Source organism: Streptomyces sp. NPDC001373, from assembly GCF_042895815.1.
GTDB lineage: Bacteria > Actinomycetota > Actinomycetes > Streptomycetales > Streptomycetaceae > Streptomyces.
On sequence record NZ_JBIAWQ010000007.1, the window covers coordinates 59,270 to 82,736 of the forward strand.

Annotated in this window: 21 protein-coding genes and 1 pseudogene; 12 read left to right on the forward strand and 10 right to left on the reverse strand. The window is 74.9% G+C overall.

What is annotated here, in order from left to right; translation table 11 throughout:
* Positions 1-52 precede the first annotated feature (52 nt).
* Positions 53-523 (reverse strand): MarR family winged helix-turn-helix transcriptional regulator, encoded by a 471-nt coding sequence (locus ACFY15_RS17805; protein WP_390686674.1) that lies wholly within the window; start codon positions 521-523, stop codon positions 53-55.
* An 87-nt stretch (positions 524-610) separates the two neighbouring features.
* Between ACFY15_RS17805 and ACFY15_RS17810 the strand changes: the two genes are divergently transcribed.
* Together ACFY15_RS17810 and mltG are read left to right on the forward strand one after the other, a co-directional pair.
* Entirely contained in the window at positions 611-2,503 is a 1,893-nt protein-coding gene (locus ACFY15_RS17810) for an ABC transporter ATP-binding protein (protein WP_390686673.1), read from the forward strand.
* A gap of 62 nt (positions 2,504-2,565) precedes the next feature.
* Positions 2,566-3,492, forward strand: coding sequence for an endolytic transglycosylase MltG (mltG, locus tag ACFY15_RS17815; RefSeq protein WP_390686672.1), 927 nt, complete (start codon positions 2,566-2,568; stop codon positions 3,490-3,492).
* 210 nt (positions 3,493-3,702) lie between these two features.
* Here mltG and ACFY15_RS17820 read toward each other — a convergent pair.
* Positions 3,703-4,794 (reverse strand): annotated as a pseudogene (locus ACFY15_RS17820) (FAD-dependent oxidoreductase); the annotation flags it as partial.
* Between the two features lie 61 nt (positions 4,795-4,855).
* Positions 4,856-5,710 (reverse strand): helix-turn-helix domain-containing protein, encoded by an 855-nt coding sequence (locus tag ACFY15_RS17825; protein WP_390686671.1) that lies wholly within the window; start codon positions 5,708-5,710, stop codon positions 4,856-4,858.
* Positions 5,711-5,811: 101 nt separating this feature from the next.
* On the opposite strand from ACFY15_RS17825, the gene ACFY15_RS17830 reads away from it, so the two are divergent.
* Positions 5,812-7,266, forward strand: coding sequence for an MFS transporter (locus ACFY15_RS17830; protein WP_390686670.1), 1,455 nt, complete (start codon positions 5,812-5,814; stop codon positions 7,264-7,266).
* A gap of 23 nt (positions 7,267-7,289) precedes the next feature.
* Here the strand turns inward: ACFY15_RS17830 and ACFY15_RS17835 are convergent, their stop codons facing one another.
* On the reverse strand, positions 7,290-7,658 hold the full coding sequence (locus ACFY15_RS17835; RefSeq protein WP_390686669.1) for an HAD-IA family hydrolase: 369 nt from the start codon (positions 7,656-7,658) through the stop codon (positions 7,290-7,292).
* A 4-nt stretch (positions 7,659-7,662) separates the two neighbouring features.
* The gene (locus ACFY15_RS17840; RefSeq protein ID WP_390686668.1) at positions 7,663-8,142 is read right to left on the reverse strand and encodes an Lrp/AsnC family transcriptional regulator; all 480 of its coding nucleotides are present in this window, start codon (positions 8,140-8,142) and stop codon (positions 7,663-7,665) included.
* Positions 8,143-8,209: 67 nt separating this feature from the next.
* Between ACFY15_RS17840 and ACFY15_RS17845 the strand changes: the two genes are divergently transcribed.
* Positions 8,210-9,595 (forward strand): cryptochrome/photolyase family protein, encoded by a 1,386-nt coding sequence (locus ACFY15_RS17845; RefSeq protein ID WP_390686667.1) that lies wholly within the window; start codon positions 8,210-8,212, stop codon positions 9,593-9,595.
* Here the strand turns inward: ACFY15_RS17845 and ACFY15_RS17850 are convergent.
* A complete protein-coding gene (locus tag ACFY15_RS17850; RefSeq protein ID WP_390825752.1) occupies positions 9,592-10,098 on the reverse strand; it encodes a DUF1275 family protein in 507 nt (168 codons plus the stop codon). The genes ACFY15_RS17845 and ACFY15_RS17850 overlap by 4 nt on opposite strands.
* A gap of 17 nt (positions 10,099-10,115) precedes the next feature.
* Between ACFY15_RS17850 and ACFY15_RS17855 the strand changes: the two genes are divergently transcribed.
* The 3 genes from ACFY15_RS17855 (at position 10,116) to ACFY15_RS17865 (ending at position 12,948) form a co-directional block, all read left to right on the forward strand.
* A complete protein-coding gene (locus ACFY15_RS17855; RefSeq protein WP_390686666.1) occupies positions 10,116-10,709 on the forward strand; it encodes a histidine phosphatase family protein in 594 nt (197 codons plus the stop codon).
* A gap of 255 nt (positions 10,710-10,964) precedes the next feature.
* The gene (locus tag ACFY15_RS17860; protein ID WP_390686665.1) at positions 10,965-12,518 is read left to right on the forward strand and encodes an APC family permease; all 1,554 of its coding nucleotides are present in this window, start codon (positions 10,965-10,967) and stop codon (positions 12,516-12,518) included.
* Positions 12,496-12,948: a universal stress protein gene (locus ACFY15_RS17865; protein ID WP_390686664.1), complete on the forward strand. Its 453-nt coding sequence runs from the start codon at positions 12,496-12,498 to the stop codon at positions 12,946-12,948. Before ACFY15_RS17860 ends, ACFY15_RS17865 begins: the two co-directional genes overlap by 23 nt.
* On the opposite strand, the gene ACFY15_RS17870 is transcribed toward ACFY15_RS17865, so the two are convergent.
* On the reverse strand, positions 12,924-14,555 hold the full coding sequence (locus ACFY15_RS17870; protein WP_390825753.1) for an FAD-dependent monooxygenase: 1,632 nt from the start codon (positions 14,553-14,555) through the stop codon (positions 12,924-12,926). The genes ACFY15_RS17865 and ACFY15_RS17870 overlap by 25 nt on opposite strands.
* A 337-nt stretch (positions 14,556-14,892) precedes the next feature.
* On the opposite strand from ACFY15_RS17870, the gene ACFY15_RS17875 reads away from it, so the two are divergent.
* The 4 genes from ACFY15_RS17875 (at position 14,893) to ACFY15_RS17890 (ending at position 19,514) form a co-directional block, all read left to right on the forward strand.
* A complete protein-coding gene (locus ACFY15_RS17875; RefSeq protein WP_390825754.1) occupies positions 14,893-16,398 on the forward strand; it encodes an FUSC family protein in 1,506 nt (501 codons plus the stop codon).
* Positions 16,399-16,442: 44 nt separating this feature from the next.
* Complete coding sequence (locus tag ACFY15_RS17880) at positions 16,443-17,024, forward strand: GNAT family N-acetyltransferase (RefSeq protein ID WP_390686661.1); 582 nt, start codon at positions 16,443-16,445, stop codon at positions 17,022-17,024.
* A gap of 228 nt (positions 17,025-17,252) precedes the next feature.
* Complete coding sequence (locus ACFY15_RS17885; RefSeq protein WP_390825755.1) at positions 17,253-18,392, forward strand: nitric oxide synthase oxygenase; 1,140 nt, start codon at positions 17,253-17,255, stop codon at positions 18,390-18,392.
* Between the two features lie 54 nt (positions 18,393-18,446).
* On the forward strand, positions 18,447-19,514 hold the full coding sequence (locus ACFY15_RS17890; protein ID WP_390825756.1) for a lactonase family protein: 1,068 nt from the start codon (positions 18,447-18,449) through the stop codon (positions 19,512-19,514).
* Between the two features lie 106 nt (positions 19,515-19,620).
* Here the strand turns inward: ACFY15_RS17890 and ACFY15_RS17895 are convergent, their stop codons facing one another.
* The gene (locus ACFY15_RS17895) at positions 19,621-20,541 is read right to left on the reverse strand and encodes a sirohydrochlorin chelatase (RefSeq protein WP_390686658.1); all 921 of its coding nucleotides are present in this window, start codon (positions 20,539-20,541) and stop codon (positions 19,621-19,623) included.
* Positions 20,542-20,727: 186 nt separating this feature from the next.
* On the opposite strand from ACFY15_RS17895, the gene ACFY15_RS17900 reads away from it, so the two are divergent.
* Positions 20,728-21,405, forward strand: a complete 678-nt coding sequence (locus tag ACFY15_RS17900) for a uracil-DNA glycosylase (protein WP_390825757.1) — start codon at positions 20,728-20,730, stop codon at positions 21,403-21,405.
* Between the two features lie 30 nt (positions 21,406-21,435).
* On the opposite strand, the gene ACFY15_RS17905 is transcribed toward ACFY15_RS17900, so the two are convergent.
* Complete coding sequence (locus ACFY15_RS17905; protein WP_390825758.1) at positions 21,436-22,218, reverse strand: class I SAM-dependent methyltransferase; 783 nt, start codon at positions 22,216-22,218, stop codon at positions 21,436-21,438.
* A gap of 48 nt (positions 22,219-22,266) precedes the next feature.
* Entirely contained in the window at positions 22,267-23,466 is a 1,200-nt protein-coding gene (locus ACFY15_RS17910) for an aminotransferase class V-fold PLP-dependent enzyme (RefSeq protein WP_390825818.1), read from the reverse strand.
* Between the last annotated feature and the right edge of the window lies 1 nt (position 23,467).

Sequence of the window (23,467 nt, forward strand, 5' to 3'; positions counted from 1 at the left end):
TGTCCGTGCGGACGCCCGGCCCGCCGCCCGCGGCGCCCGCCGGGGGGCCGTTTCAGCAGCGGCGCTCCGCCGGGACGTCCGCGAGCGCGTCGAGCAGGCCGCCGAGCACCTCGCGCTGTTCGGCGGTCAACGGAGCCAGGATCTCCTCTGCCGCGTCCGTACGCGCGTTGCGCAGACGGCGCAGCGTTGCGCGACCGGTTTCGGTGAGCTCGATGCGGATCACGCGCCGGTTCGCGGGGTCGGGTGCGCGGCGCACGCAGTCGGCGGCCTCCAGACCGTCGACGAGGGTGGTCACGGCGCGGGGTACGACCTCGAGGCGCGCGGCCAGGTCGGCCATTCGGGGCGGCTGGCCGTCCGCGTAGTGCGCCATGATCCGCAGCAGCCGGCCCTGGGCAGGGGTGATCCCGAGCGGCTCCATGTGGCGTTTCTGGATGCGGTGGAGCCGGCGCGTGAGGCGCAGCAGCTGCTCGGCGAGGACGCCGTCGGTCGAATCGCGGGTGTCGGTCTCGGAACCGGTGCTCATACTGGGAACAGTAGCAGGACCGCATTCATTGTGAGTATAGGTAACAATGAGCTAGGCTCATTTGAAGTCCCCGGCGGAAGGAGGCCCATGCACAGCGACGAGCCGAAGTGGACCCCATCGAACGAAGCCCTCGACCCCAGCCGCCCGGCCCCCGCCGACGGGCCGCGCGAGCTGCGCCGCATCCTCGGCCTGTTCCGCCCCTACCGCGGGCGCCTCGCCGTCGTCGGCGCGCTGGTCGGCGCGTCCTCGCTGGTCGGCGTCGCCTCGCCGTTCCTGCTCAAGGAGATCCTGGACGTCGCGATCCCCCAGGGCCGTACTGGGCTGCTCAGCCTGCTGGCGCTCGGCATGATCCTCACGGCGGTCGTGACCAGTGTGTTCGGCGTGCTCCAGACGCTCATCTCCACCACGGTCGGCCAGCGCGTCATGCACGACCTGCGCACCGCCGTCTACGCCCAGCTCCAGCGGATGCCGCTGGCCTTCTTCACCCGCACCCGGACCGGCGAGGTGCAGTCCCGCATAGCCAACGACATCGGCGGCATGCAGGCGACGGTCACCTCGACCGCGACCTCGCTGGTGTCGAACCTGACCGCCGTCATCGCCTCCGTCGTCGCGATGCTCGCGCTCGACTGGCGGCTCACCCTCGTCTCCCTGCTCCTGCTGCCCCTCTTCGTGTGGATCAGCCGCCGCGTCGGACGCGAGCGCAAGAAGATCACCACGAAGCGGCAGAAGCAGATGGCCGCCATGGCCGCCACGGTCACCGAGTCGCTGTCGGTCAGCGGCATCCTGCTCGGCCGCACCATGGGCCGCTCCGAGTCCCTCACCGCCGCCTTCGCCGAGGAGTCGGAGAAGCTGGTGGACCTCGAAGTGCGCTCCAGCATGGCCGGGCGCTGGCGGATGTCCACCATCGGCATCGTGATGGCGGCCATGCCCGCGATGATCTACTGGGCCGCCGGCATCACCCTGCAGACCGGCGCCCCCTCGCTCTCCGTCGGTACCCTCGTCGCCTTCGTCACCCTCCAGCAGGGGCTGTTCCGGCCCGCCGTGAGCCTGCTGTCGACCGGGGTGCAGATCCAGACCTCGCTCGCCCTCTTCGCCCGGATCTTCGAGTACCTCGACCTGCCGGTGGACATCACCGAGCGCGAGGAGCCGGTCCGGCTGGGCCGCGCCAAGGGCGAGGTCCGCCTGGAGGACGTGCACTTCGCGTACGAGGCCAAGACCGGCCCCACCCTCACGGGCATCGACATCACCGTCCCGGCGGGCGGCTCCCTGGCCGTGGTCGGGCCGACCGGTTCCGGCAAGAGCACCCTCAGCTACCTGGTGCCCCGCCTCTACGACGTGACCGGCGGAAAGGTCGTCCTCGACGGGGTGGACGTGCGCGACCTGGACTTCGACTCGCTGGCCCGCTCCATAGGCGTGGTCTCCCAGGAGACCTACCTCTTCCACGCCTCGGTCGCCGACAACCTGCGCTTCGCCAAGCCCGACGCCACCGACGAGGAGATCACCGAGGCGGCCCGCGCGGCGCAGATCCACGAGCACATCGAGTCCCTGCCCGACGGGTACGACACCCTGGTCGGCGAGCGCGGCTACCGGTTCTCGGGGGGAGAGAAGCAGCGCCTGGCCATCGCGCGCACCATCCTGCGCGACCCGCCGGTGCTCATTCTGGACGAGGCCACCAGCGCCCTCGACACCCGCACCGAGCATGCCGTGCAGCGGGCCATCGACAACCTCTCGCGGGGCCGCACCACCATCACCATCGCGCACCGCCTCTCCACCATCCGGGACGCCGACCAGATCGTCGTCCTGGACGCCGGCCGCATCGCCGAACGCGGCACGCACGAGGAGCTGCTGGGGGCCGGAGGCCGCTATGCCGCGCTGGTCCGCAGGGACCGCGACGCCGTGCACACGCCCCAGAGGGGGTGTACGCCCGAGCGGGAGCAGGGACGGGACGCGGACGCCGCACCCGCTCCGGTGAACGTGTGATCGTATGATCGCGGCGGGGTGTGATGCCGGGAACCTCACGGTGTGAGCGCTAGCGTGCCGGTATGCCTCACGCGTACCAGCCGCCGCAGCGCCGCTCCCGGCTCACCCGCCGAGGCCGTCTGCTGCTCCTGTTCACCGCACTGCTCGGGATCGGGTTCGGGGCGGCGGTCCTCATCCCCCAGCTGTCCCGCACGCAGGCGCCCGAGGCACCCCGCCGCCTGCTGATCCCCGAGGGGTGGCGCGCCCCGCAGGTCTACGCTGCCATCGACAAGGAGCTCCGGCTCCCCGCGGGCGCCACCGCAACGGTCGTGGCCTCGGCCGGCCTGCCCCTGCCCGCCGAGGCGAAGGGCAACCCGGAGGGCTACCTGTTCCCGGCGACGTACCCGGTGACCTCGAAGTCCACCCCGGCCACCCTGCTCGCCGCCATGGTGCGGACGGCGAACCAGAAGCTCGCCACCAAGGCGGTCGCCGAGGGCGGCCGGGCCCACGGCATGACCCCGTACCAGACGGCCACCCTCGCCAGCATCATCGAGGCGGAGGCCGACAATCCGGCGGACATGGGCAAGGTCGCCCGGGTGGTGCACAACCGGCTCGCCCGGTCGATGCCGCTCCAGATGGACTCCACCCTCAACTACGCGCTGAACCGCACCACCGTGGACACCAGGCTCGCGGACACCCGGATCGACCACCCCTTCAACACCTACGAGCGCCAGGGCCTGCCGCCCACCCCCATCGACAGCCCCGGCCTCCAGGCCATGGCGGCCGCGGTCGCGCCGACCCCCGGCGACTGGCTGTTCTTCGTCACCGTGAAGCCCGGCGACACCCGCTTCTCCGCCACCTACGAGGAACACCGCAAGCACGTGGCCGAGTTCAACCGGCTCCGCGCGGCGGCCTCCGGCCCGCCCGCCGCCACGGCCCCCGGCCGCCCGGCCCGCGCCCAGGCGGGCCCCCCGGCCCGGCCCGCCACTCCGGGCGCGCCTCCGAAATGAGAGGCGGCCCCGCCGCCCCCCGCCTGCGACCGGCCGCCGGTGCGGAAGGCGGGAAGAGCGGGGGCGGGCGGGGTGCGTTGGCCATGGAGCGCGCGCAAGCGCCGTGAACCCGACCGCGGGGAACCCGGCCGCAGGAGACCGCCGCCGAGGGCGAGGGCGAAGCCGGGAACCTGCGGCCGGCCGGTGCTCCCCGTCAGCGGCCCGGCGGGGTCACACCAGGGCTGACATCGCCGGACCCCGGGCCAGCAGGCGGCCGATCTCCCGGACGGCGGCCCCGCCCGCCCGGTTGGCGCCGACGGTCGACGCCGAGGGCCCGTAGCCGACCAGGTGGACCCGCTCGTCGCGCACCGCCCGCGTGCCCTCGACCCGGATCCCGCCGCCCGGCTCGCGCAGCCGCAGCGGGGCCAGGTGGTCGACGGCGGGCCGGAAGCCGGTGGCCCACAGGATCACGTCGGCCTCCACGCGCCGCCCGTCCGCCCAGACGGCCCCGGACGGGGTGATCCGGGCGAAGGCCGGAAGCCGGTCCAGCACCCCGGACTCCAGCCCCGCCCGTACGGCCGCGCTCAGCGGCAGCCCGGTCACGCTGACCACGCTCCGCGGGGGCAGGCCCCGGCGCACCCGCTCCTCCACCAGCGCCACCGCCGCCCGGCCCTCGGCCTCGCCGAAGCCGCCTTCGCGGAACACGGGCGGCCTGCGGGTGACCCAGGTGGTCGCCGCCGCCACTTCGGAGATCTCCAGCAGGTGCTGCACCGCCGAGGTGCCCCCGCCCACCACGATCACCCGGGCCCCGGCGAACTCCCCGGGACCCGGGTAGTGCGCGGTGTGCAGCTGGCGTCCGCGGAACAGCTCCTGCCCCGGGTAGCGCGGCCAGAACGGCCGGTCCCAGGTCCCGGTGGCGTTGACGAGTGCCCGTGCCGCCCAGTTCCCGGACGGGGACTCGACCAGCAGACGCCCGCCCCCGCCCTCGCGTACGGCCGTCACGTCCACGGGCCGCCGCACGCGCAGCCCGAACCGCTCCTCGTACGCCGCGAAGTACTCCCCGATCACCTCCGACGACGGCCGCAGCGGATCGGCGCCGGTCAGCTCCATCCCGGGCAGGGAGTGCATCCCGTGCACCCTGCCGTAGGTGAGCGAGGGCCACCGGAACTGCCAGGCCCCGCCCGGCCGGGGGGAGTGGTCGAGCACCACGTGCCCGATGCCGGCCCGGGCCAGGTGGTAGGCACTGGACAGCCCCGCCTGCCCGGCCCCCACGACCACCACGTCCACGTCCACCACGTCCCGCACTGTTTCGTTCACGGTTCTACCAACTTCGCGGGGTGTGGGGGATCTTCCCCGGGGAGGGCGGACCGGATCCGCCCCGGCCTCAGGCCGCGGCCGGCGCCAGGGAGCGGAGTTCCACCAGGCGCAGGCGGGTCTCCTCGTCGAGCGGGACGAAGGTCGTCAGGCGGGGGCCCGCCGCCGGGCCCAGCCACAGGCTGGTGTGCTCCAGGCGGAGCAGACCCACGTGGGCGTTGCGGATGTACTTCCTGTTGCTGCCCAGCCCGACCACCTCGTGCCGCGCCCAGATCTCCCGGAACTCCGGCGAGGCCGCCTCCAGGCGGGCCAGGAGGGCCTTCCAGGCGGGTTCGGCCAGGTGGCCGGCCATCGAGGCGCGGAACTTGGCCGCCATCAGACGGTTCACGTCCGGCATGTCGGCGAGCGACGCCCGCCATTCGGGGTCGGTGAAGGCCAGCCACATGCAGTTGCGGTCCTCGCGCGGCAGCTGGTCCAGGTCGCACAGGAGCCGCCCGTACGTGGAGTTGTACGCGAGGATGTCGTACCGGCTGTTCTGCACGCACGCCGGGATCGGGTCCAGCTGGTCGAGCATGGCCCGCAGCGCCGGGGTCACGCTCGGACAGCGGGTGTCCGGTGCGGGGTCGACACCGCCCGCCAGCGCGAACAGGTGCGCGCGCTCGGTGGAGTCCAGCAGCAGGGCGCGCGCGAGGGCGTCCAGCACCTGCGCAGAGACCTGGATCTCCCGGGCCTGCTCCAGCCAGGTGTACCAGGTGACGCCGACGGCGGAGAGCTGGGCGACCTCCTCGCGGCGCAGCCCGGGCGTGCGCCTGCGGCGGCCGCGGGTCAGCCCGACCTGCTCGGGGGTGATCCGCTCGCGGCGGCTGCGCAGGAAGTCCGCCAGCTCGTGCCGGCGCAGGTCGCTCGGTGGGGCCACAGTGGTCATGGGTCCAGCCTGCCGCATCGCACAGCCGGTTTCCAGGTACTCCTGGTACCAGGATGAGGAGACTCTGGTACCAGGCTCAGCGAGGGAGCATCGTCTCTTCCGTGACCGAAACGACCGTACGAACGCCACCCCTTCCGTCCACCCCCACCGCCGCCCTGACCCCGGCCGACGGGTCCGAGGGGATCTCGCCGCTCGGGCTGTTCACCGTGCTGCTGGGCGCGGCCCTGCCGCTCATCGACTTCTTCATCGTCAACGTGGCGCTGCCCGCCATCGACAGCGACCTCGCCGCCGGTCCGGCCATGCTGGAGCTGGTCGTCGGCGGCTACGGGGTCGCCTACTCGGTGCTGCTGGTGCTGGGCGGCCGCCTCGGTGACACGGCCGGCCGGCGCCGGCTGTTCCTCATCGGCATGGCCGCCTTCGGGGTCACCTCCCTCGCCTGCGGCCTGGCCCCCACCGCCTGGACCCTGGTCGGGGCGCGGGTGGCCCAGGGCGCCGCGGCGGCGCTGATGCTGCCGCAGGTGCTCGCCACCATCCAGGCCACCACCCGGGGGCCGCGCCGGGCCCGCGCGATGAGCCTGTACGGGGCCACCGCCGGCCTGTCGATGGTCGCCGGGCAGATCCTCGGCGGGGTCCTGGTGGCCGCCGACGTGGCCGGCTCCGGCTGGCGGTCGGTGTTCCTGGTGAACGTGCCGGTCGTGCTGCTCGGGCTGGTGCTCGCCGTCCGGGCCGTCCCCGAGACCCGCTCCGAGCGCCCGGCGTCGGTCGACGTCCCCGGCACGCTGCTGCTGGGCCTCACGCTCGTGTCCCTGCTGCTCCCGCTGGCGGAGGGCCGGGCGGCCGGGTGGCCGCTGTGGACCTGGCTCTCGCTGGCCGTCTCCCCGCTCGCCGCCGTGGCCTTCTACCTGACCGAGCGCCGCGCCGACCGTCTCGGGCGCACCCCGCTGGTACCGCCGAGCCTGCTGCGGCTGGTGTCGCTGCGGCGCGGGCTGGTGATGCTGCTGCCGTTCTCGATCGGCTTCAGCGGCTTCATGTTCGTCGTCGCCGTCGCGCTCCAGCAGGGGCTGCGGATGGGCCCGGTGTCGGCGGGGCTCGCCCTGGTGCCGATGGCCCTGGCCTTCTTCGCCGCCTCGCTCGCCGGGCCCCGGCTGGTCGGGCGCTTCGGCAGCCGGGTCGTCACCGCCGGCGGGATCGTCCAGGCGGCCGGCATCGGCCTGCTGCTGGTGACCGTCTGGCGCGGCTGGCCCGACCTGGGGCTCGCGGCCCTCGCCCCCGGGGTGGCCGTCGCAGGCCTGGGGCAGGGCCTCCAACTGCCGGTGCTGATGCGGCTGATGCTCTCGGACGTGCCGGCGGACCGGGCCGGGGTGGGCAGCGGGGTCATGGTCACCACGCAGCAGTCCTCGCTCGCCCTGGGCGTGGCGACCGTCGGCAGCCTCTTCCTCGCGCTGGCCGCAGGGTCCGGGATGCGCGACGCCCTCGCCGTCACCCTCCTGGTGCAGCTCGGGCTGATCGTCCTGACGGTCCTGCTCAGCCTGCGTCTGCCGCGGGTCATGGGCTGAGCTCCGGGCGGCGGCGGCCCCGCTCACCCGGTCCCGAGCGAGCCCAGCCACTCCTCGGCGGCGGCCGCGCCGAACTCCGCCCGGCCTCCCGCGAAGAGCAGGCCCGCGCCGGCGAAGGCCGGGTCGCCCGCGTCCTGCGCCAGGTCCGGCACGGCCAGGCAGGCCGTTCCGGCGGCGCGGGCGGCCAGGGCACCCGGAGCGGCGTCCTCGACCACCACGCAGGAGGCCGGGGCCGCGCCGGGCCGGCGGGCCGCCTCCGGGAACACGTCCAGCGCGGGCCTGCCCCGTCCGGCCTCCTCGGCGGGGACCGCCGTGGTCGGCAGGGCGTCCGGCCCGCTGCCCTCCAGTGCGGCGTCGGTGGCCTCCCGGGCGGATCCGCAGGCCACCGCCATCCCGTCAGGATGTGCGGGCCGCCCGTCCCACCGATTCGACCAGCGGCAGCAGCCGGTGCGCGACCCGTTCCCGCAGCGCCACCTCGGTCCGGGTGCGGACCACCCCCGGAAGCCGGATCAGCCGCTGGATCACGTCCTCCAGATGGGCGTTGTCCCGGGCGGCCACCCGCGTCAGCAGGTCCCCGCCGCCGGTGATCGAGAAGGCCTCGATGATCTCCGGTACGGCGGCCAGGGCGTCGCCCACGTCGTCCAGGTGCCCCTGGGTGACCTCGATGTGCACGAAGGCCAGCACCGGGTGCCCGAGCGCGGCGGGGGAGAGCACGGGGCCGCTGCCGGTGATCACCCCCGTGCGTTCCAGCCGGTCCAGCCGGGCCTGGAGAGTCCCGCGCGCCACGCCGAGAATCCGGGCGTACTCGCGGACACTGGTGCGCGGCTGCTCGATCAGCAGACGCAGGATCCGGGTGTCGAGCTCGTCCACCGCCATGACAGGAATCTACCAATGGTCCTGTAAGCCCGGATCGCCCATGCATCGGACGGGGGAGGCCAGCGCCGTGAAGACCGCCGTGGTCCTGTTCACCAGCGACCTGCGCCTGCACGACCACCCGCCGCTGCGGGCCGCCCTGGCCTCCTGCGACCGGGTGGTGCCGCTCTTCGTCCGCGACCGGGCCGTCGAGCGCGCCGGCTTCGCCGTGCCGAACCGGACGGCCTTCCTCGCCGACTGCCTGGCCGACCTCGACACCGGACTGCGCGAGCGCGGCGGCCGCCTCGTCCTGCGCTCCGGCGACGTGGTCGAGGAGGTCTGCACCCTCGCCCGGGAGGCCGACGCCTCCGAGGTCCACCTCGCCGCCGGGGTCAGCGGCTACGCCCAGGCCCGCGAACGGCGCCTGCGCACGGCTCTGCGGGCGCAGGGCGCCGGCCTCCACGCGCACGACGCGGTCGTCACGGCGGTCGCCCCCGGCGCGGTCCTCCCCGGCAGCCCGGGCTCCGACCACTTCGCCGTCTTCACCCCGTACCTGCGCCGCTGGAGCGAGCTGCCGACGCGCAAGGCGGGCGCCGCCCCACGCGTCGTCCGCGTCCCCGACGGCATCGGATCCGAGGACCCGCCCCGCCGCTCCGCCGTCACCGGGACCTCTCCGGGCCTGGCGCGCGGCGGGGAGGCGGAAGCCCGCCGGCTGCTGACCCGCTGGCTGCGCTCCGGCATCGCCGCGTACGAGGACGCCCACGACGACCTCGCCGCCGACGCCACCTCCCGTCTCTCCCCGCACCTGCACTTCGGCACCCTCTCGCCCGTCGAGGCCGTGCAGCGCGCCCGCTCCGCCGGCGGCCCCGGCGCCGATGCCTTCGTCCGGCAGCTGTGCTGGCGCGACTTCCACCACCAGGTCCTCGCCGCCCGCCCCTCGGCCGCGGCCGAGGACTACCGCGCCCGCCACGACCGCTGGCGCACCGGCCGCGACGCCGAGGAGGAGGTCCAGGCCTGGAAGGACGGCCGCACCGGCTACCCGGTCGTCGACGCGGCCATGCGCCAGCTGCGCCACGAGGGCTGGATGCACAACCGGGGCCGGCTGCTCGCCGCCAGTTTCCTCGCCAAGACCCTCTACGCCGACTGGCGCACCGGAGCCCGGCACTTCCTCCACCTCCTCGTCGACGGGGACCTCGCCAACAACCAGCTCAACTGGCAGTGGGTGGCCGGCACCGGCACCGACACCCGCCCCAACCGGGTCCTCAACCCCGTCCGCCAGGGCCTGAGGTACGACCCCGAGGGCCGCTACGTCCACCGCTGGGTCCCCGAACTGGCCGCCCTGCCCGCGCCCCGCGTCCACGAACCCTGGCGGCTGCCCGCCGGGGAGCGGGCCCGGTACGACTACCCCGAGCCGGTGGTGGACCTCTCCGAGGCCCAGGCCCGCTTCCGCGCGGGACGGCCGGGCGCCACGCGTTAGGCCGTCTCTTCCGGATCCGGCCTGACCCGCAAGATCCGGAAGAGACGTGCCTTCGGGTACGGAACGGGGGCGTGGGGGCGGCGGGCGCGGGCGGTGGCCTCCATGTTCGCGGGCGGGCTGCGCGGGGCACCTGTCCGCGCCGGCCTCCGGGACCGGCTTCCGCTCCATGACGGGCCTGCTCGGCGGGTCGGCGCCGGGGCGCGAACCAGGGCCGCCCCCGGGCCTGCGCCGCCCCTCCGGCCGGGCCGCGCACACCGCCCCCACCGAGAAGGACGGCAGGGACAGCCGGCCAACCCGAACGACAGAAACAGCACGTGGCCCGTCTGCATGGCGGTGAACAACGGCCCCAGGGCCAGCAGGCTGACCGCCTTGACCAGCCCGGTCACCCAAGCCGGCACCAGCAGCAGGAGGGTCAGCGCCCGCACGCGCGCACGTCCATGACACCCGACAAGGACACGCCCGCCCCGCTCCACCGGTCCGGCATGCCGGGCGCGAGCGCCCACCCCGTAGGGTCCGGGGCATGAGTGATCTTCTGCTGGTGCGGCACGGCGAGACGGCGTGGAGCGCCAACGGGCGGCACACCGGGCTCACCGACGTCCCGCTGACCGCCCGCGGGGCCGACGAGGCCCTCTCGCTGGCCCCCTACTTCCGCGACCGGCACCCCGCACTGGTGCTGACCAGCCCGCTGAGCCGGGCCGTGGCCACGGCCGAACTCGCCGGGCTCTCCGGCCGGATCCCCGACCCCGACCTCCACGAGTGGGACTACGGCGGCTACGAGGGCGTCACCACCGCCGACATCCAGCGGGCCCGGCCCGACTGGTCGCTGTGGACCGACGGCGTCCCGCCGGGCGACACCCGCCACCCGGGCGAGGGCGCCGAGCAGGTCGGTGCCCGCGCGGACCGGGTCCTGGCCCGGGCCGACGAGGTGCTCCGCGCCGACGGGGGCGACGTCGTCCTCGTCGCCCACGGCCACTTCCTGCGCGTCCTGACCGCCCGGTACCTCGGCCTGCCCCCGACACACGGTCGGCTCTTCCTGCTGCGCACCGGCACCGTCAGCGTGCTCTCCACGGAGCACGGCCTCCCCGTGGTGGCGGGCTGGAACACCCGCCCCTGAGGCCCCGCCCGGCCGGACCCACCCGCGGGGCACCCGACGGCCCCGGCAGCGCCCGGCACAGCGCGTCCAGGGCCGCCGCGCAGGCGTGCCCGGGCGGGGTGCCGTGGCCCGGCACCACCCCGTCCCGCGGCGGCAAGGCGCTCTCCGGGTGCCGGTGCAGCCCCCGGCCGACGCCCCCGCCGGGGCGCCGGCCGCAGCCACCCGGACGACCCGTGCCGCCTCGCGCACCCCCGGCCCCCGCGTGACCATGCGTACATGGACCAGGGCGACCGCGGCCGACCGGAGGGCAGCCTCCCCGACGCCGACTCCGGCGAGGACACCCTCGAGGCCAACGCGATCGGCTTCCTCGACGCGCTCGTCATCGGCCTGAACTCGACCTCGCCCGCCTACTCCCTGGCCGCCGTCATCGGCCCGATCGTCGCCCTCGTCGGGATCTACGCCCCGGGCGTGATGCTGGCCTCCTTCGTACCGATGCTGCTCATCGCCGCCGCCTTCTACTACCTCAACAAGGTCGACCAGGACTGCGGCACCACCTTCTCGTGGGTGAGCCGCGCCATGGGCCCCTGGGCGGGCTGGCTCGGAGGCTGGGCCATCACCATGACCGGCGTCCTCGTCATCGGCTCCCTCGCCGACGTCGCCGTCCACTTCGGGCTCCTCGCCGCGGGCCTCGACGGCCTGGCCGCCGACACCGTGGTCCGCCAGACCCTCGCCGTCGTGGTGATCCTCGCGATGACCGCGATGTGCGTCATCGGCACCGAGGTGTCGGCGCACTTCCAGGACATCCTCATCCTCGCCCAGGTCCTCTTCCTCCTGGTCTTCGCCGTCGTCGCCCTCTACCGGGTCTACGCCGGCACCAGCACCCTCGGCGGGATCCACCCGTCCGTCACCTGGCTCAACCCCTTCGGCGCCGGCGGCGCCGCGCTCACCGGCGGCCTGCTGCTCGGCGTGTTCATCTACTGGGGCTGGGAGTCCGCCGTCAACCTCACCGAGGAGGTCGAGGACTCGGCCACCGCTCCCGGCAAGGCCGGCATCTGGTCCACCCTGATCCTGCTCGTCACCTACCTGGCCGTCGGCTTCGCCATCGTGGCCTACGCCGGGACCGCCTTCCTCGCCGAGAACGCCGGAGAGGAGGAGGCGATTTTCGCCGTCCTCGCGCAGGAGGTGATGGGCGGCTGGGACTGGATGGTGCTCCTCGCCGTCTGCACCTCCGCCCTCGCCTCCACCCAGACGACGATCATCCCGGCCTCCCGCACCGCCCTGTCCATGGCCCGCCGGCACGCCCTGCCCCCGCACCTCGCCCACATCCACCACCGCTTCCACACCCCCGACGTCAGCACCTGGTGGGTGGCCGCCATCGCCATCGCCTGGTACCTCGCCGTCAACCGGATCAGCGAGAACGCCCTGCTCGACTCCCTCACCGCGCTCTCGCTGCTCATCGCCTTCTACTACGCGCTCACCGGCGTGGCCTGCGTGGTCTACTACCGCCGCCACCTGCTGGCGAACGTGCACAACTTCGTGCTCATCGGCCTCGGCCCGCTGGTCGGCGCCGGGCTGCTCGCCTGGCTCCTCGTGGAGTCCGTCGGGGACATGTCCGACCCGGGGAACTCGGCCAGCGGGGTCTCCTGGCTCGGCCTCGGCCCGCCCCTGGTCATCGGGATCGGCATCGCGGTGGCCGGCGTGCTCCTCATGTGCTTCTGGAGGGTCCGCGACGGCAGGTTCTGGCAGGAGCGCCGGGGCGTGGTCGACCCGGCCCTCGTCCGCGGCCGGAAGAACCGAGGAGGTCCGGATGTCCGTGGTCCTCGGGTATGACGAGTCCCCCGGCGCGGAGCGCGCCCTGCGCGTCGCGCTGGAGGTGGCCTCCGCCTTCGGGGAACCGCTGGTCCTCGTCTACGGGGCCGCCGTACCCGGCGCCGCGGGGGAGGAGTACCGCGCCCACCGCGAGGCCGTCCTCCAGGCGGGCCGCAGCGCGCTCGCGCGGGCCGTCGAGGCCGCCGACGAGGCCGGGGTCCCCTCGACCGTCGAGGTCATGGACGACCGGCCGGCCCAGGCCCTGCTCGCCGCCGCCGAACGGCACCGCGCCCGGGTCATCATCGTCGGCACCTGGGGCGACAGCCCGATCCGCGGCGCCCTGCTCGGCTCGACCCCGCACAAGCTCCTGCACCTCTCCCCGGTCCCGGTCCTGTGCGTCCCGACCGAGCCGACCGGGGACACCTCTCAGGAGAAGACCTTCGCGAGGTAGCCGGCCAGCCCCTCGGCGGTCGGCGGGCACAGCCGCGCCCCCAGGTAGCCGTCCGGGCGCACCACGAAGGCGGTCGGCTCCCGCACCCCGTAGCGCAGGGCGAACTCGCCCCGCGCGTCGCGGTACACCGGCAGAGGCGTGGCCCCGGCGGGCGCGGTCCCGCCCTCGGTGAGGACCGCGTACGCCGTGAGCCGCCCCGCCGGCGACCCGCCCGTCAGTGCGGCGAGTCCGGGAACGTACGCGTCCCACGCGCCGTCGGTGTACACCAGCAGCACGTGCTCGCGGTCCCTCAGCAGGTCGTGGAGCCGCAGCGGATAGGCGGGGATCTCCCCGGCAAGCCCGCCGCAGTCGGGCGCCCGGTCGCCGGGCCCCGGTCCGGCGCCGTCGGCCGCCCCCGGGGCGGGGCCGAGGACGACCGGGCTGCCGCGGTAGCCGACCAGCAGCTGGGCCTCCCGCAGCAGCGCATCCGTCTCCTCGTCGGCCGCCCCGAGGGTCCGGCGGGCGTGGCGCACGGTCCGGCCGACGACCTCCTCGCCGACCGGCCGGCGCTCGGCGTCGTAGCTGGCCAGCAGCCCGGGGTGCGCGCGGCCGCCGACGGCGAGGGCCAGCTTCCAGGCCAGGTTCCAGGCGTCCTGGATGCCGGTGTTCATTCCCTGCGCACCGGTCGGCGGATGGATGTGCGCCGCGTCCCCGGCGACGAAGACCCGCCCGTCGGAGTAGCGGTCCACGATCCGGTGGCTGATCCGGAACACCGAGGACCAGCGCATCGCGGAGGCCGTCACCGGCCGGGGCGCCATCCGGTCCAGCACGGCCTGCACGTCGGAGAGGGCGGGGGCCCGGGAGCCCTCCAGCCCGTGCGCCACCGCGTCGCCCTCCGCCGGCGCGGCGGCAGTGGAGAGCTCCGGCGGCACCGGCATGGACATCCGGTAGCGCCCCGGCCCGGGCAGCGGGACGCAGACCAGCAGGTCGTCGATCCGCCCGTCGGCGTCGTGGTGCACCGCCCGGACCGCGTACCCGTACCGGAGGTCCCAGCCGACCTCCACGTCGGCCAGCATGTACTCCTCGGGGAAGGCCCCGCCCCCGAACGCCAGCCCCAGCCCCTTGCGGACGGTGCTGTGCGCCCCGTCACACCCCACCAGGTACCGGGTCCGCAGCTCCTCGCCGCCGTCCGGTCCCGTCAACAGGACAGTCACCCCGTCGCCGTCCTGCGTGAAGGACACCAGCTCCGTGCCCCGCTCGATCCCGGTCCCGAAACGGGCCAGGAAGGCCTCCAGGATCCGCTCCGTCTCGTACTGCGGCAGCGCGGCGAACCCGTACGGCACCTCCGGCGGCAGTGCCATTCGCACGGGCTCCCGCTCCTCGCCGTCGACGTAGACCAGCTGCCCGCGCAGCGGGACCGCCACATCCAGTGCGTCCGCGACCAGGCCCGTCCGGTCCCACAGCTCCAGCGTGCGCGGCTGGACGCCCACGGCCTTCGCGTACGGCAGCCGGGCCGGCAGCCGGTCCACGATCCGGCAGGACACCCCGCGCCTGCGCAGCTCCACCGCCGCCGTCAGCCCCACCGGGCCCGCGCCCGCGATGAGCACGTCCGCCGCTCCGCCGCTCATGCGTCCATCGTGGCCACCGGCGCCGCAGCCCCGCCACCCGGCACGTCCCGGGACCGATGCGGACGACCCGGCACACCGGCGTCCGTTGGCCCGCCCGCGGCCGGAAACGCACGCGGGGAACTGGGCCAATGGCCCAGCGGGGGGAGCCCGCCTTGAGCCAATGCCCCTGCGGATGCTTATCTGTGTCGTATCCATGTACTTTCGGCGCCGCGCAGCGCCGGCCGGCAACGACGCCGGACCGGAGCGCGGCGCCTTCGCCGTGCCCGTACGCCGCCCACCACCCCCGGGCGGACACCGGCCCGGCGCGCACCACTCCGAGGGGGGCGGCACACCGCCGATGAAGAGGATGTTCACGGCTCCGGATCCGGGGCGCACCAGACTCAGGAACTCGACGCGCGCGGTGATCGGCACCGGCCTCGCCGTCGCCACGGCCGAACTGGCGGGGCTCTCGCTCATCGCCTCCATCACCGGCGGGCTCGCGGCCCTGCTCGCCCTGTTCACCGTCCTCGACGCGGACGTTCGCGCCCAGCGGGTGACCACCGCCCTGCTGCCCGTCGCCGGCTTCCCCGTCCTGGTCCTGGCCACCTCCCTGCACGGCATGCCGCCCGTGCGCGACGCGGCCTGGCTCGCCGTCGTCTTCGCCGGGGTCTACGCCCGCCGGTGGGGGCCGCGCGGCCACGCCCTCGGCGTCTTCGGCTTCATGATGTTCTTCGTCACCCAGTTCCTGCACGCCCGGCCCGCCCAGCTGCCCGAGCTGTTCGCCGCCGTCGCCCTGGCGCTGCTGTCGGCCGGGGCCGTCCGGTTCGTGCTGTGGCCCATCGAGCGCCGTACGCCCCCGGCCGCCGCCCCGCCGCCGCTGCCCGGCACCGGCCTCGCCCGGCCCACCACCCGCCAGGCCTTCCAGGCCACCGCCGCCTGTGCCTTCGCCCTCGCCGTCGGCCAGTTCCTGTCCGAGGACCGCTGGTACTGGGCCGTCGGCACCGCCTGGTGGATCTTCGTCAACACCGCCTCGCGCGGCGAGACCCTGGTCCGCGGCTTCCGCCGGGTCCTGGGCACCGTCGTGGGCATCGCGGCGGGCCTGCTGGTCGCCGTACCCCTGCACGGCGCCCCCGCGCCGACCGCCGCCCTGGTCGCCGTCTGCGTGTTCGGCATCTTCTACACGGCCGCCCCCTCGTACTCCTGGATGATGTTCTTCGTCACCGTGATGGCCGGGCTGCTCTACGGGCTCCTCGGTGTGCTCCACCCCGGGCTGCTGCTCCTGCGCTTCGAGGAGACCGCCGCCGGCGCGCTCGGCGCGGTCCTCGGCGTCACCCTGATCCTTCCGGTCACCACGCACGCCGCCAACGACGCCTGGATCCAGCGCGCCCTGCACTGTGTACGGGCCTCCACCGCGGCCTCCCTCGACCGCCTCGCCGGCGACCCCGACGCCGACCCCGCCCCGCACGCCGCCGAACTGGACCTGCTCCTGGCCCGGGTCCGGATGGCGCTCGCGCCCCTGGTCCACCCGCTGAGCCCGCTGCGTGCCCGCAAGGCCCGCGCCCGCCAGGTCCTGGCCCTGCTCGACGACTGCGCCCGCGAGGTGCGCGGGCTCGTCTCCGTCGCCGCCGACCCCCAGGCCTCCCACGATGCCCGGCTCGCCGCCGCCTGCTGGCGGGTCGAGGCCGCCGTGGAGGCGCTCACCGCCCCGCAGGGCGCGGCGGAGGGCGCCGCCCCAGCCACCCCGGCCGGCCCCGCGGGAGCCGAACCGGCCCTGGCGCACCTGCACGGCCTCGAAACGGCCCTGGCCGCCCTCGCCACCCCGCTGCGCACCGACCCCCGCGCCCCGCTGGTCGTCACCGCCTGACGAAGCGCCCCCGCGCGCGTCGGGACGGCGGTACGGTCGGGGACATGACGACCCCAGGCGCCCCGACCGTGGAGTTCCGCACCGCCCGCCCCGGGGACCGGGCGGCCATCGAGGCCCTCGACGGCTCCTTCCGCACCCCGACCGTCTTCGAGGTCGACCGCTCCGAGAGCGGGTTCGCCCTGCGCGAGGTGCCGGTGGACCCGCCGCTCCACAAGGTCTTCCCGTCCGAGGAGCCGGGCGGGTCAGGCGGCGACGAAGGGGGAGAAGGGGAAGAAGGAGGGGACGGGAACGCCCGGACCTTCGTCGCCCTCGACGGCGGCGCCCTCTGCGGGTTCGCCGCCGTCCGCTACGCCTCCTGGAACCGGCGCCTGATCGTCGAGGACATCGAGGTCGCGCCGGCCCACCGTGGCCGCGGCATAGGCCGGGCCCTGATGGACCTCGCGGCCGGCTTCGCCCGCGAACGGGGCGCCGCGCACCTGTGGCTGGAGGTCAGCTCGGTCAACGCCCCCGCCGTGCACGCCTACCGGCGGATGGGATTCACCCTCTGCGGCCTGGACGTCGCCCTCTACGACGGCACGCCGGCAGCGGGGGAGCAGGCGCTGTTCATGAGCCGCCCCTGTGGCTGACCCGGCCCGCCCGCCGACAGCCGGGGCCCCGACTCCCGGAATTCCGGGGATGGTACGGCACCCCACCGCCTCACCGCAGGCCAACGCTTGAAGATCACTCGGAGGGGTGTTCCGTCGGCGCCAGGGGCCCGGTGCTGACCTGCGGCATGTACAACGGGTGATTGGTCACTGCACATTCATCCGGCATGTACAGGGTGGATCTGTCCGGACAGGGGGTAACCGCCCGGAATGGAAATTCTGCAGAAGCACTCGAGCGAGGCTCAGGTGTGGGAGGAAGCCGAGGAGTTCATCCGGCTCTTCCACCGGGAGAATCCGCAGGCCGGTGATCCGCGCGCCCGGCTCGCCGCCGTACGGGCCGAGCTCGCGGAGACCGGCACCTACCGTCACACCCCCGAGGAGCTGGTCCACGGGGCCCGTGTGGCCTGGCGCAACAGCAACCGCTGCATAGGCCGGCTCTACTGGAACTCGCTGCGGGTCCGCGACCGCCGCGGGCTGACCGACGCCGAGGACATCGCCGCCGAGTGCTTCGAGCACCTGCGCGAGGCCACCAACGGCGGCCGGGTCCGGCCCACGATCACGGTCTTCGCCCCCGAGGCCCCGGGCCGGCCGGGCCCGCTGATCTGGAGCGAGCAGCTGGTGCGCTACGCCGGTTACGGGGACCACCCGTCGATAACCGTCGGCGACGCCCGCAACAGACCACTCACCGAGGCCCTGCTGCGCCTCGGCTGGGCCGGCGGCCCGGGCACCCCCTTCGACCTCCTCCCCCTGGTGGTCCAGGGCGTCGACGACAAGCCCCGCTGGTTCGACACCCCCGCCGACGCGGTGCTGGAGGTGCCGATCCGCCACCCCGACGAGCGGGACGACTGGTCGGACTGGGGGCTGCGCTGGCACGCCGTTCCGGCCATCTCCAACATGTGCCTGGAGATCGGCGGCATCCACTACACGGCCGCCCCCTTCAACGGCTGGTACATGGGCACCGAGATCGGCGCCCGCAACCTCGCCGACACCGACCGCTACCACCTCCTCCCGGCCGTGGCCCGCAGGCTCGGCCTGGACGTCTCCAGCGACCGCTCGCTCTGGAAGGACCGGGCCCTGGTCGAGCTCAACCGGGCCGTGCTGGACTCCTTCGACCGGGCCGGGGTCACCATCGCCGACCACCACACCGAGTCCCGCCGGTTCCTCTCGCACCTGGAGCGCGAGGAGAGCAAGGGCCGCCCGGTGGGCGCGGACTGGTCCTGGATCGTCCCGCCCATCTCCGGCGCCGCCACCCCCGTCTTCCACCGGACCTACGAGGACCGGCCGAGCGCGACCGCGTACGTGCACCACGAGGGCGCGCAGGAACGGGCCTGGGGGCGGGACTTGGTCTAGACCTTCTGTTACGGTCGGCTCGGAACGGATCCGGGACGGCGGAGAGGGGCACCGGTGGGCGGCGCGCACAGCACGGACCACGGCGGCGAACACCGGGCCTACATCGGCTCGTTCACCTCGGGGGGCGGCCGCGGTGTCATCACCGCGGCCGTGGATCCGGCCACGGGGGCGCTGGCCCCCCTCTCGGCGGAGGGCTCCCTGCCGGACCCCTCGTACCTCGCGCTCGACCGGGGCGCGGGGGTGCTCTACGCGGTCAGCGAGGCCGACCGGGGCGCGGCGGGAGCCTTCCGCCCCACCGCCGGCGGGCTCGCCCCCTTCGGCGCCCCCGTCGCGGTCGGCGGCGCGGGCCCCACCCACCTCTGCCTGGCCGGGCGCAGGCTGCTCACCGCCAACTACGCCTCCGGCAGCGTCAGCAGCCTGCCGCTCGCCGACGACGGCGGCCTCTCGGCACCCGCCTCGGTCCTGGAGTGCGAGGGCTCCGGCCCCGACGCCGACCGCCAGGCGGGGCCGCACCCCCACCAGGTGCTGCCCGACCCCTCCGGCCGCTGGGTGCTCGGCGTGGATCTCGGCACCGACGAGGTGCGGGTCCTCGCGCCCGACCCGGCCACCGGCGGGCCGCGCGTCCACGCGGTGGCCCCGCTGCGCGCCGGGACGGGCCCGCGCCACCTCGCCTTCCACCCGTCGGGTGGGGTGGCGTACGTCCTGCACGAGCTGGAACCGCTGCTGACCGTCTGCCGCTGGAACGCGGGCTCGGGGCTGCTCGACCCGGTCCGGGAGGTCCCGGTCGCCCCAGCGGGCGGCCTGGACGGTGTACGGGCCTATCCCTCGGCGATCATCGTCTCGCCCGACGGCCGCTTCGTCTGGGCGGCGGTCCGCGGGACCGACACCCTGGTCACGTTCTCGCTCGCCGGCGGCCCCGAGGAGCCGCGTTCCACGAGCATCGTCGGCTGCGGCGGCCGGTGGCCGCGCGACCTCGCCGCGGACCCGGCGGGACGCCGCCTGTACGCGGTCAACGAGCGCTCGGGAGACGTCACCTGGTTCGACGTGGACCCCCGGACCGGCCGCCCGGTCCGGGCCGGCTCGACGCCCGCACCGGCGGCCTCCTGCGTGGTCCTCGGCTGAACTCCGCCGCCGGACAGGGGCGGCGGGCGGCCGGAGGGGCGGACCGGGCGCCGGCGCAGCGGGGAGAGGGCCCGCCCGGAAGCGGACGGGCCCTCCTCCCGTGCTCCTACTGCGCCGGCGCGCCCAGCTGGATCCCCAGGGCCGCGCTGTACTGGGCGACGGCGAGCTTGCCGAGCGCCGGGTAGGCGCCGAGCACCTCGGCGGTGGCGCAGTCGGCCTCCTTGCAGGCCGTGTCCAGCAGCCCGTCGGCCGCCTCCGGGCCGATCAGGTAGGGCGCCAGCGCGAGCTGGACCGCGCCCGCACCGCGCAGCTCCGCGGCGACCGCGGCCACGGAACCCTCCTGGTCCAGCGCGGCGGCCATCACGGGCACCGCGAGCCGGGCGGCCAGCAGCATGCCGGTGATCCCGGCGGCCTGGACGGCCTCCTCGCCGCCGGTGGTGGCCAGGATGATGCCGTCGGCGGCGGTGGCCACGGTGAATAGGCGGGCGCGGTCGGCGCGGGCCAGGCCGGCCTCGGAGAGGCGCACGTGCAGGCCCTCGGCCAGCAGCGGGTGCGGGCCGAGGACGTCGGCCAGCTCGGCGGCGGCCGAGGAGTCCATCAGTGCCTGGCGCATCCGGCGCAGCAGGTCGGCGTCCGGTCCGGCGAGCAGGGGCACGACCACGGCGTCCGGACCGGTCGGCGCGGGCACCTCGTGGCCGGCGGCGCGGGCGAACTCCGCACGCACGGTCCGCTCCTCGGCGACGGCGCTCAGCACGCCGGACAGCGAGGGGAACTCGCTGTCCTCGGTGTCCTCGCCCTCCAGGTATCCGATCCGGGCCTCCAGGCCCGGCAGCTCGGAGCGGCCGATGCTGATGATCTCCTCGGCGAGGCTCCGGGAGGCCGCCGAGGGGGCACCGGGCACGGCGAGCACCAGCGCGGGCGCGCCCTCGGGCGCCACCGCGGGCTCGGGCCGGCGGTGCCGTCCGGTCTGGCGGGGTCGCGGCATTCGTACGGGCAGGCCGTTTGCGGGCCCAGTGGGGGAGCTCATGGCGCCGCATGCTACTGGCTTATCGGAAGCAGGTGTTCGGGCAGGGCCCGCCGAGGTGGCATCTGTCCTCATTTATCCGTTGAATGTCATACACACTTCAAGCGGATCAACTGACGGACGGCAAGCGGCGGTCGACGGAACGTGCCGGTAACGGCCTGTCAGTGTGACCCAGTAGAGTGACGCAGCGTGGCACCACGACCCTTGAACGAACTTGTCGAGGCGGGCTGGGCGAAGGCCCTGGAACCCGTCGCGGACCGCATCGCGGGCATGGGGAACTTCCTCCGGACCGAGATAGCGGCCGGCCGGACCTACCTCCCGTCCGGGGCGAACGTCCTGCGCGCGTTCCAGCAGCCCTTCGACGACGTCCGCGTACTGATCGTCGGACAGGACCCCTACCCGACACCCGGCCATGCCATCGGGCTGAGCTTCGCGGTCGCCCCCGAGGTGCAGCCGGTGCCGGGCAGCCTGGAGAACATCTTCCGGGAGATGCACACGGACCTGGGGCTGCCCAGGCCCTCCAACGGGGACCTGACCCCGTGGGCGAGGCAGGGCGTGCTGCTGCTCAACCGGGCCCTGACCACCGCGCCGCGCAAGCCCGGGTCGCACCGGGGCAAGGGCTGGGAGGAGGTCACCGAGCAGGCCATCCGGGCGCTCGCCGCCCGCGGCACGCCGCTGGTGTCCATCCTCTGGGGCCGCGACGCCCGCAACTGCCGGCCGCTGCTCGGCAGCCTCCCGGCGATCGAGTCGGCGCACCCCTCGCCCATGTCGGCGGACCGCGGCTTCTTCGGCTCGCGCCCCTTCAGCCGGGCCAACGAGCTGCTCACCCGCGAGGGCGGCCAACCCGTCGACTGGCGCCTTCCGTAACCCCCCGCGGCCGGCGGCCGAGCCCGCCGGTCAGCGGACGGCGGCCAGAACGTGGCTCGGGCCGACCTGCCAGACGGCCCCCACGTCCGTGAACCCCGCTTCGCGCAGCAGCGCGACATGGCCGGACACCGTGAGGTCGTTGCCCTCGCACGGCGCCCGCCCTCCCTCCCCGCCGTGGGAGAGCAGGGGGGCCAGCTCCGGGTCGCCGGCCGCTCCCGACCACCAGGACTCCCAGTCCTCCTCGTGTCCGCACACGGCATGGCGTGCGGCGTGACGGCGCCCGACGTCCCGGGCGAGTTCGGACATCCTGGCCGAGTCCGGGCTGATGTGGTCGCCGTTGACCAGGATCCCGCCCGGCCGCAGCAGCCCGGCGAGCTCCCCGTACACCCGGCGCAGGGTCCGCTCCCCCAGGTAGTGGAGGGCGGTGGTCGACACCACGGCGTCCGCGGTCCGGTCCAGACCCAGCCGGTCCAGCCAGCCCGGTTCGCCGATCAGCGCGTTGACGAAGCGCAGGGCCCGGCCGTAGTGGGCGCTGCCCAGTTCCAGCAGCAGCGGGTCCGCGTCGACCGCGACCACCTCGGCGCCCGGCAGGCGGGCGGCGAGCCGGGCGGCCAGGCACCCGGGGCCGCTGCCCAGGTCGAGCACCAGCGGAGCCGGCCGGCCGCCCGCGACATGCTCGACGAGGTCCGCGATGACGGCGAACCTCTCCTCGCGGTCGACCGCGTACAACTGCTGCTGGCGCTCCCAGCGCTCGACCCAGCGCGCCGCCGTCCCCGTACTCACACCCGCGCCCGCACCCATGCCCGCACCCATGCCGCTCGCACTGCCTCCGTCGCCGAAGCCGCAACCCGCTCATGGAAATCATTCCAGACTGGCGAGGGCGGCGAGGAGCCGTCGCACCTCCTCGGGGGTGTTGTGGACGTGCAGGCTGACGCGCACCGAGCCCTCCCGCGCACCGGTTCCGGCCTGGCAGTGGCCGTCCGTCCGCACCATGAACCCGTGACTGAAAAGGATGAACCCGAGATCCCGCGAGTCGATCCCCCGATGGCGGAACGTGACCAGGCTGCGCCGCCGCTGGGCCCGTGACCCGGCCGCCAGGCTGGTCCGGCAGCCCAGCACCTCGTAGGCGTCCAGCCGGTCCAGCCCGTCGGTCAGCAGCGCGGTCAGCGCCACCGTCCAGCGCTCGATCCGGCCGGTGCCGGCGGCGTCCAGCCAGTCCAGGGCCGCCGCCAGGCTCGCTATCCCGGCCGTGTTCGGGGTCCCGCTCCAGCCGCCGGGCCGCAAACGCGGGCCGCGCAGCCCGCGGGCCCAGATCGCGCCCGACCCGGGCAGGGCCATCGCCTTGTGGCCGGAGAACACCACGAAGTCCACGTCGAGGCCGGCCACCGAGACCGGCAGGTGGCCGATGCTCTGCGCCGCGTCCAGACAGATCGGCACCTGTGGCCCGACCACCTGGCGGATCCGGTGCACGTTCATGTCGGCCCCGTAGACGTGGTGGACGTGGGTGGCGGCCACGAAACGGGTCCGCGGCCCGGTCACCGCCGCGAGCGCCCGCGGATCGTAGTCCCCGGAAGCCGCCTGGTACGGCAGCTCCCGGACTCGTACGCGCACCCCTTGGCGGGCCAGCAGGTCCCGGGCCTCCAGCCACGGGGACAGGTTCGCCTGATGGTCGGCGAACGGGACGACGATCTCGTCGCCGTCGACGAGCAGGGCAGGCAACCAGTCCCGCGCCACCGTCCGCAGCCCTTCCGTGGTCCCGCTGGTGAAGTGGACCGAGGACCGCTCCGGATCCGGATCGCCCAGAAAGCGCTTGACCCGTTCCCGGGCGCCCTCCACCAGCGCCGTCGTGGTGTTGGCCCAGGGATAGGAGCCGCGGGCCGCGTTGGCGTTGGACGTGGTCAGGTACGCCTGCACCGTGTCCAGGACGGGCTGCGGCTTCTGGGAGGTGGCGGCGCTGTCCAGGTAGACCAGGTCCGGGTTGCTCCCGATGATCGGGAACTGGGCGCGCAGCGGGCGCTGCCAGTCGGCGAGCGCCGCCAGCTCGGCGGCGGGGGCGGCCATG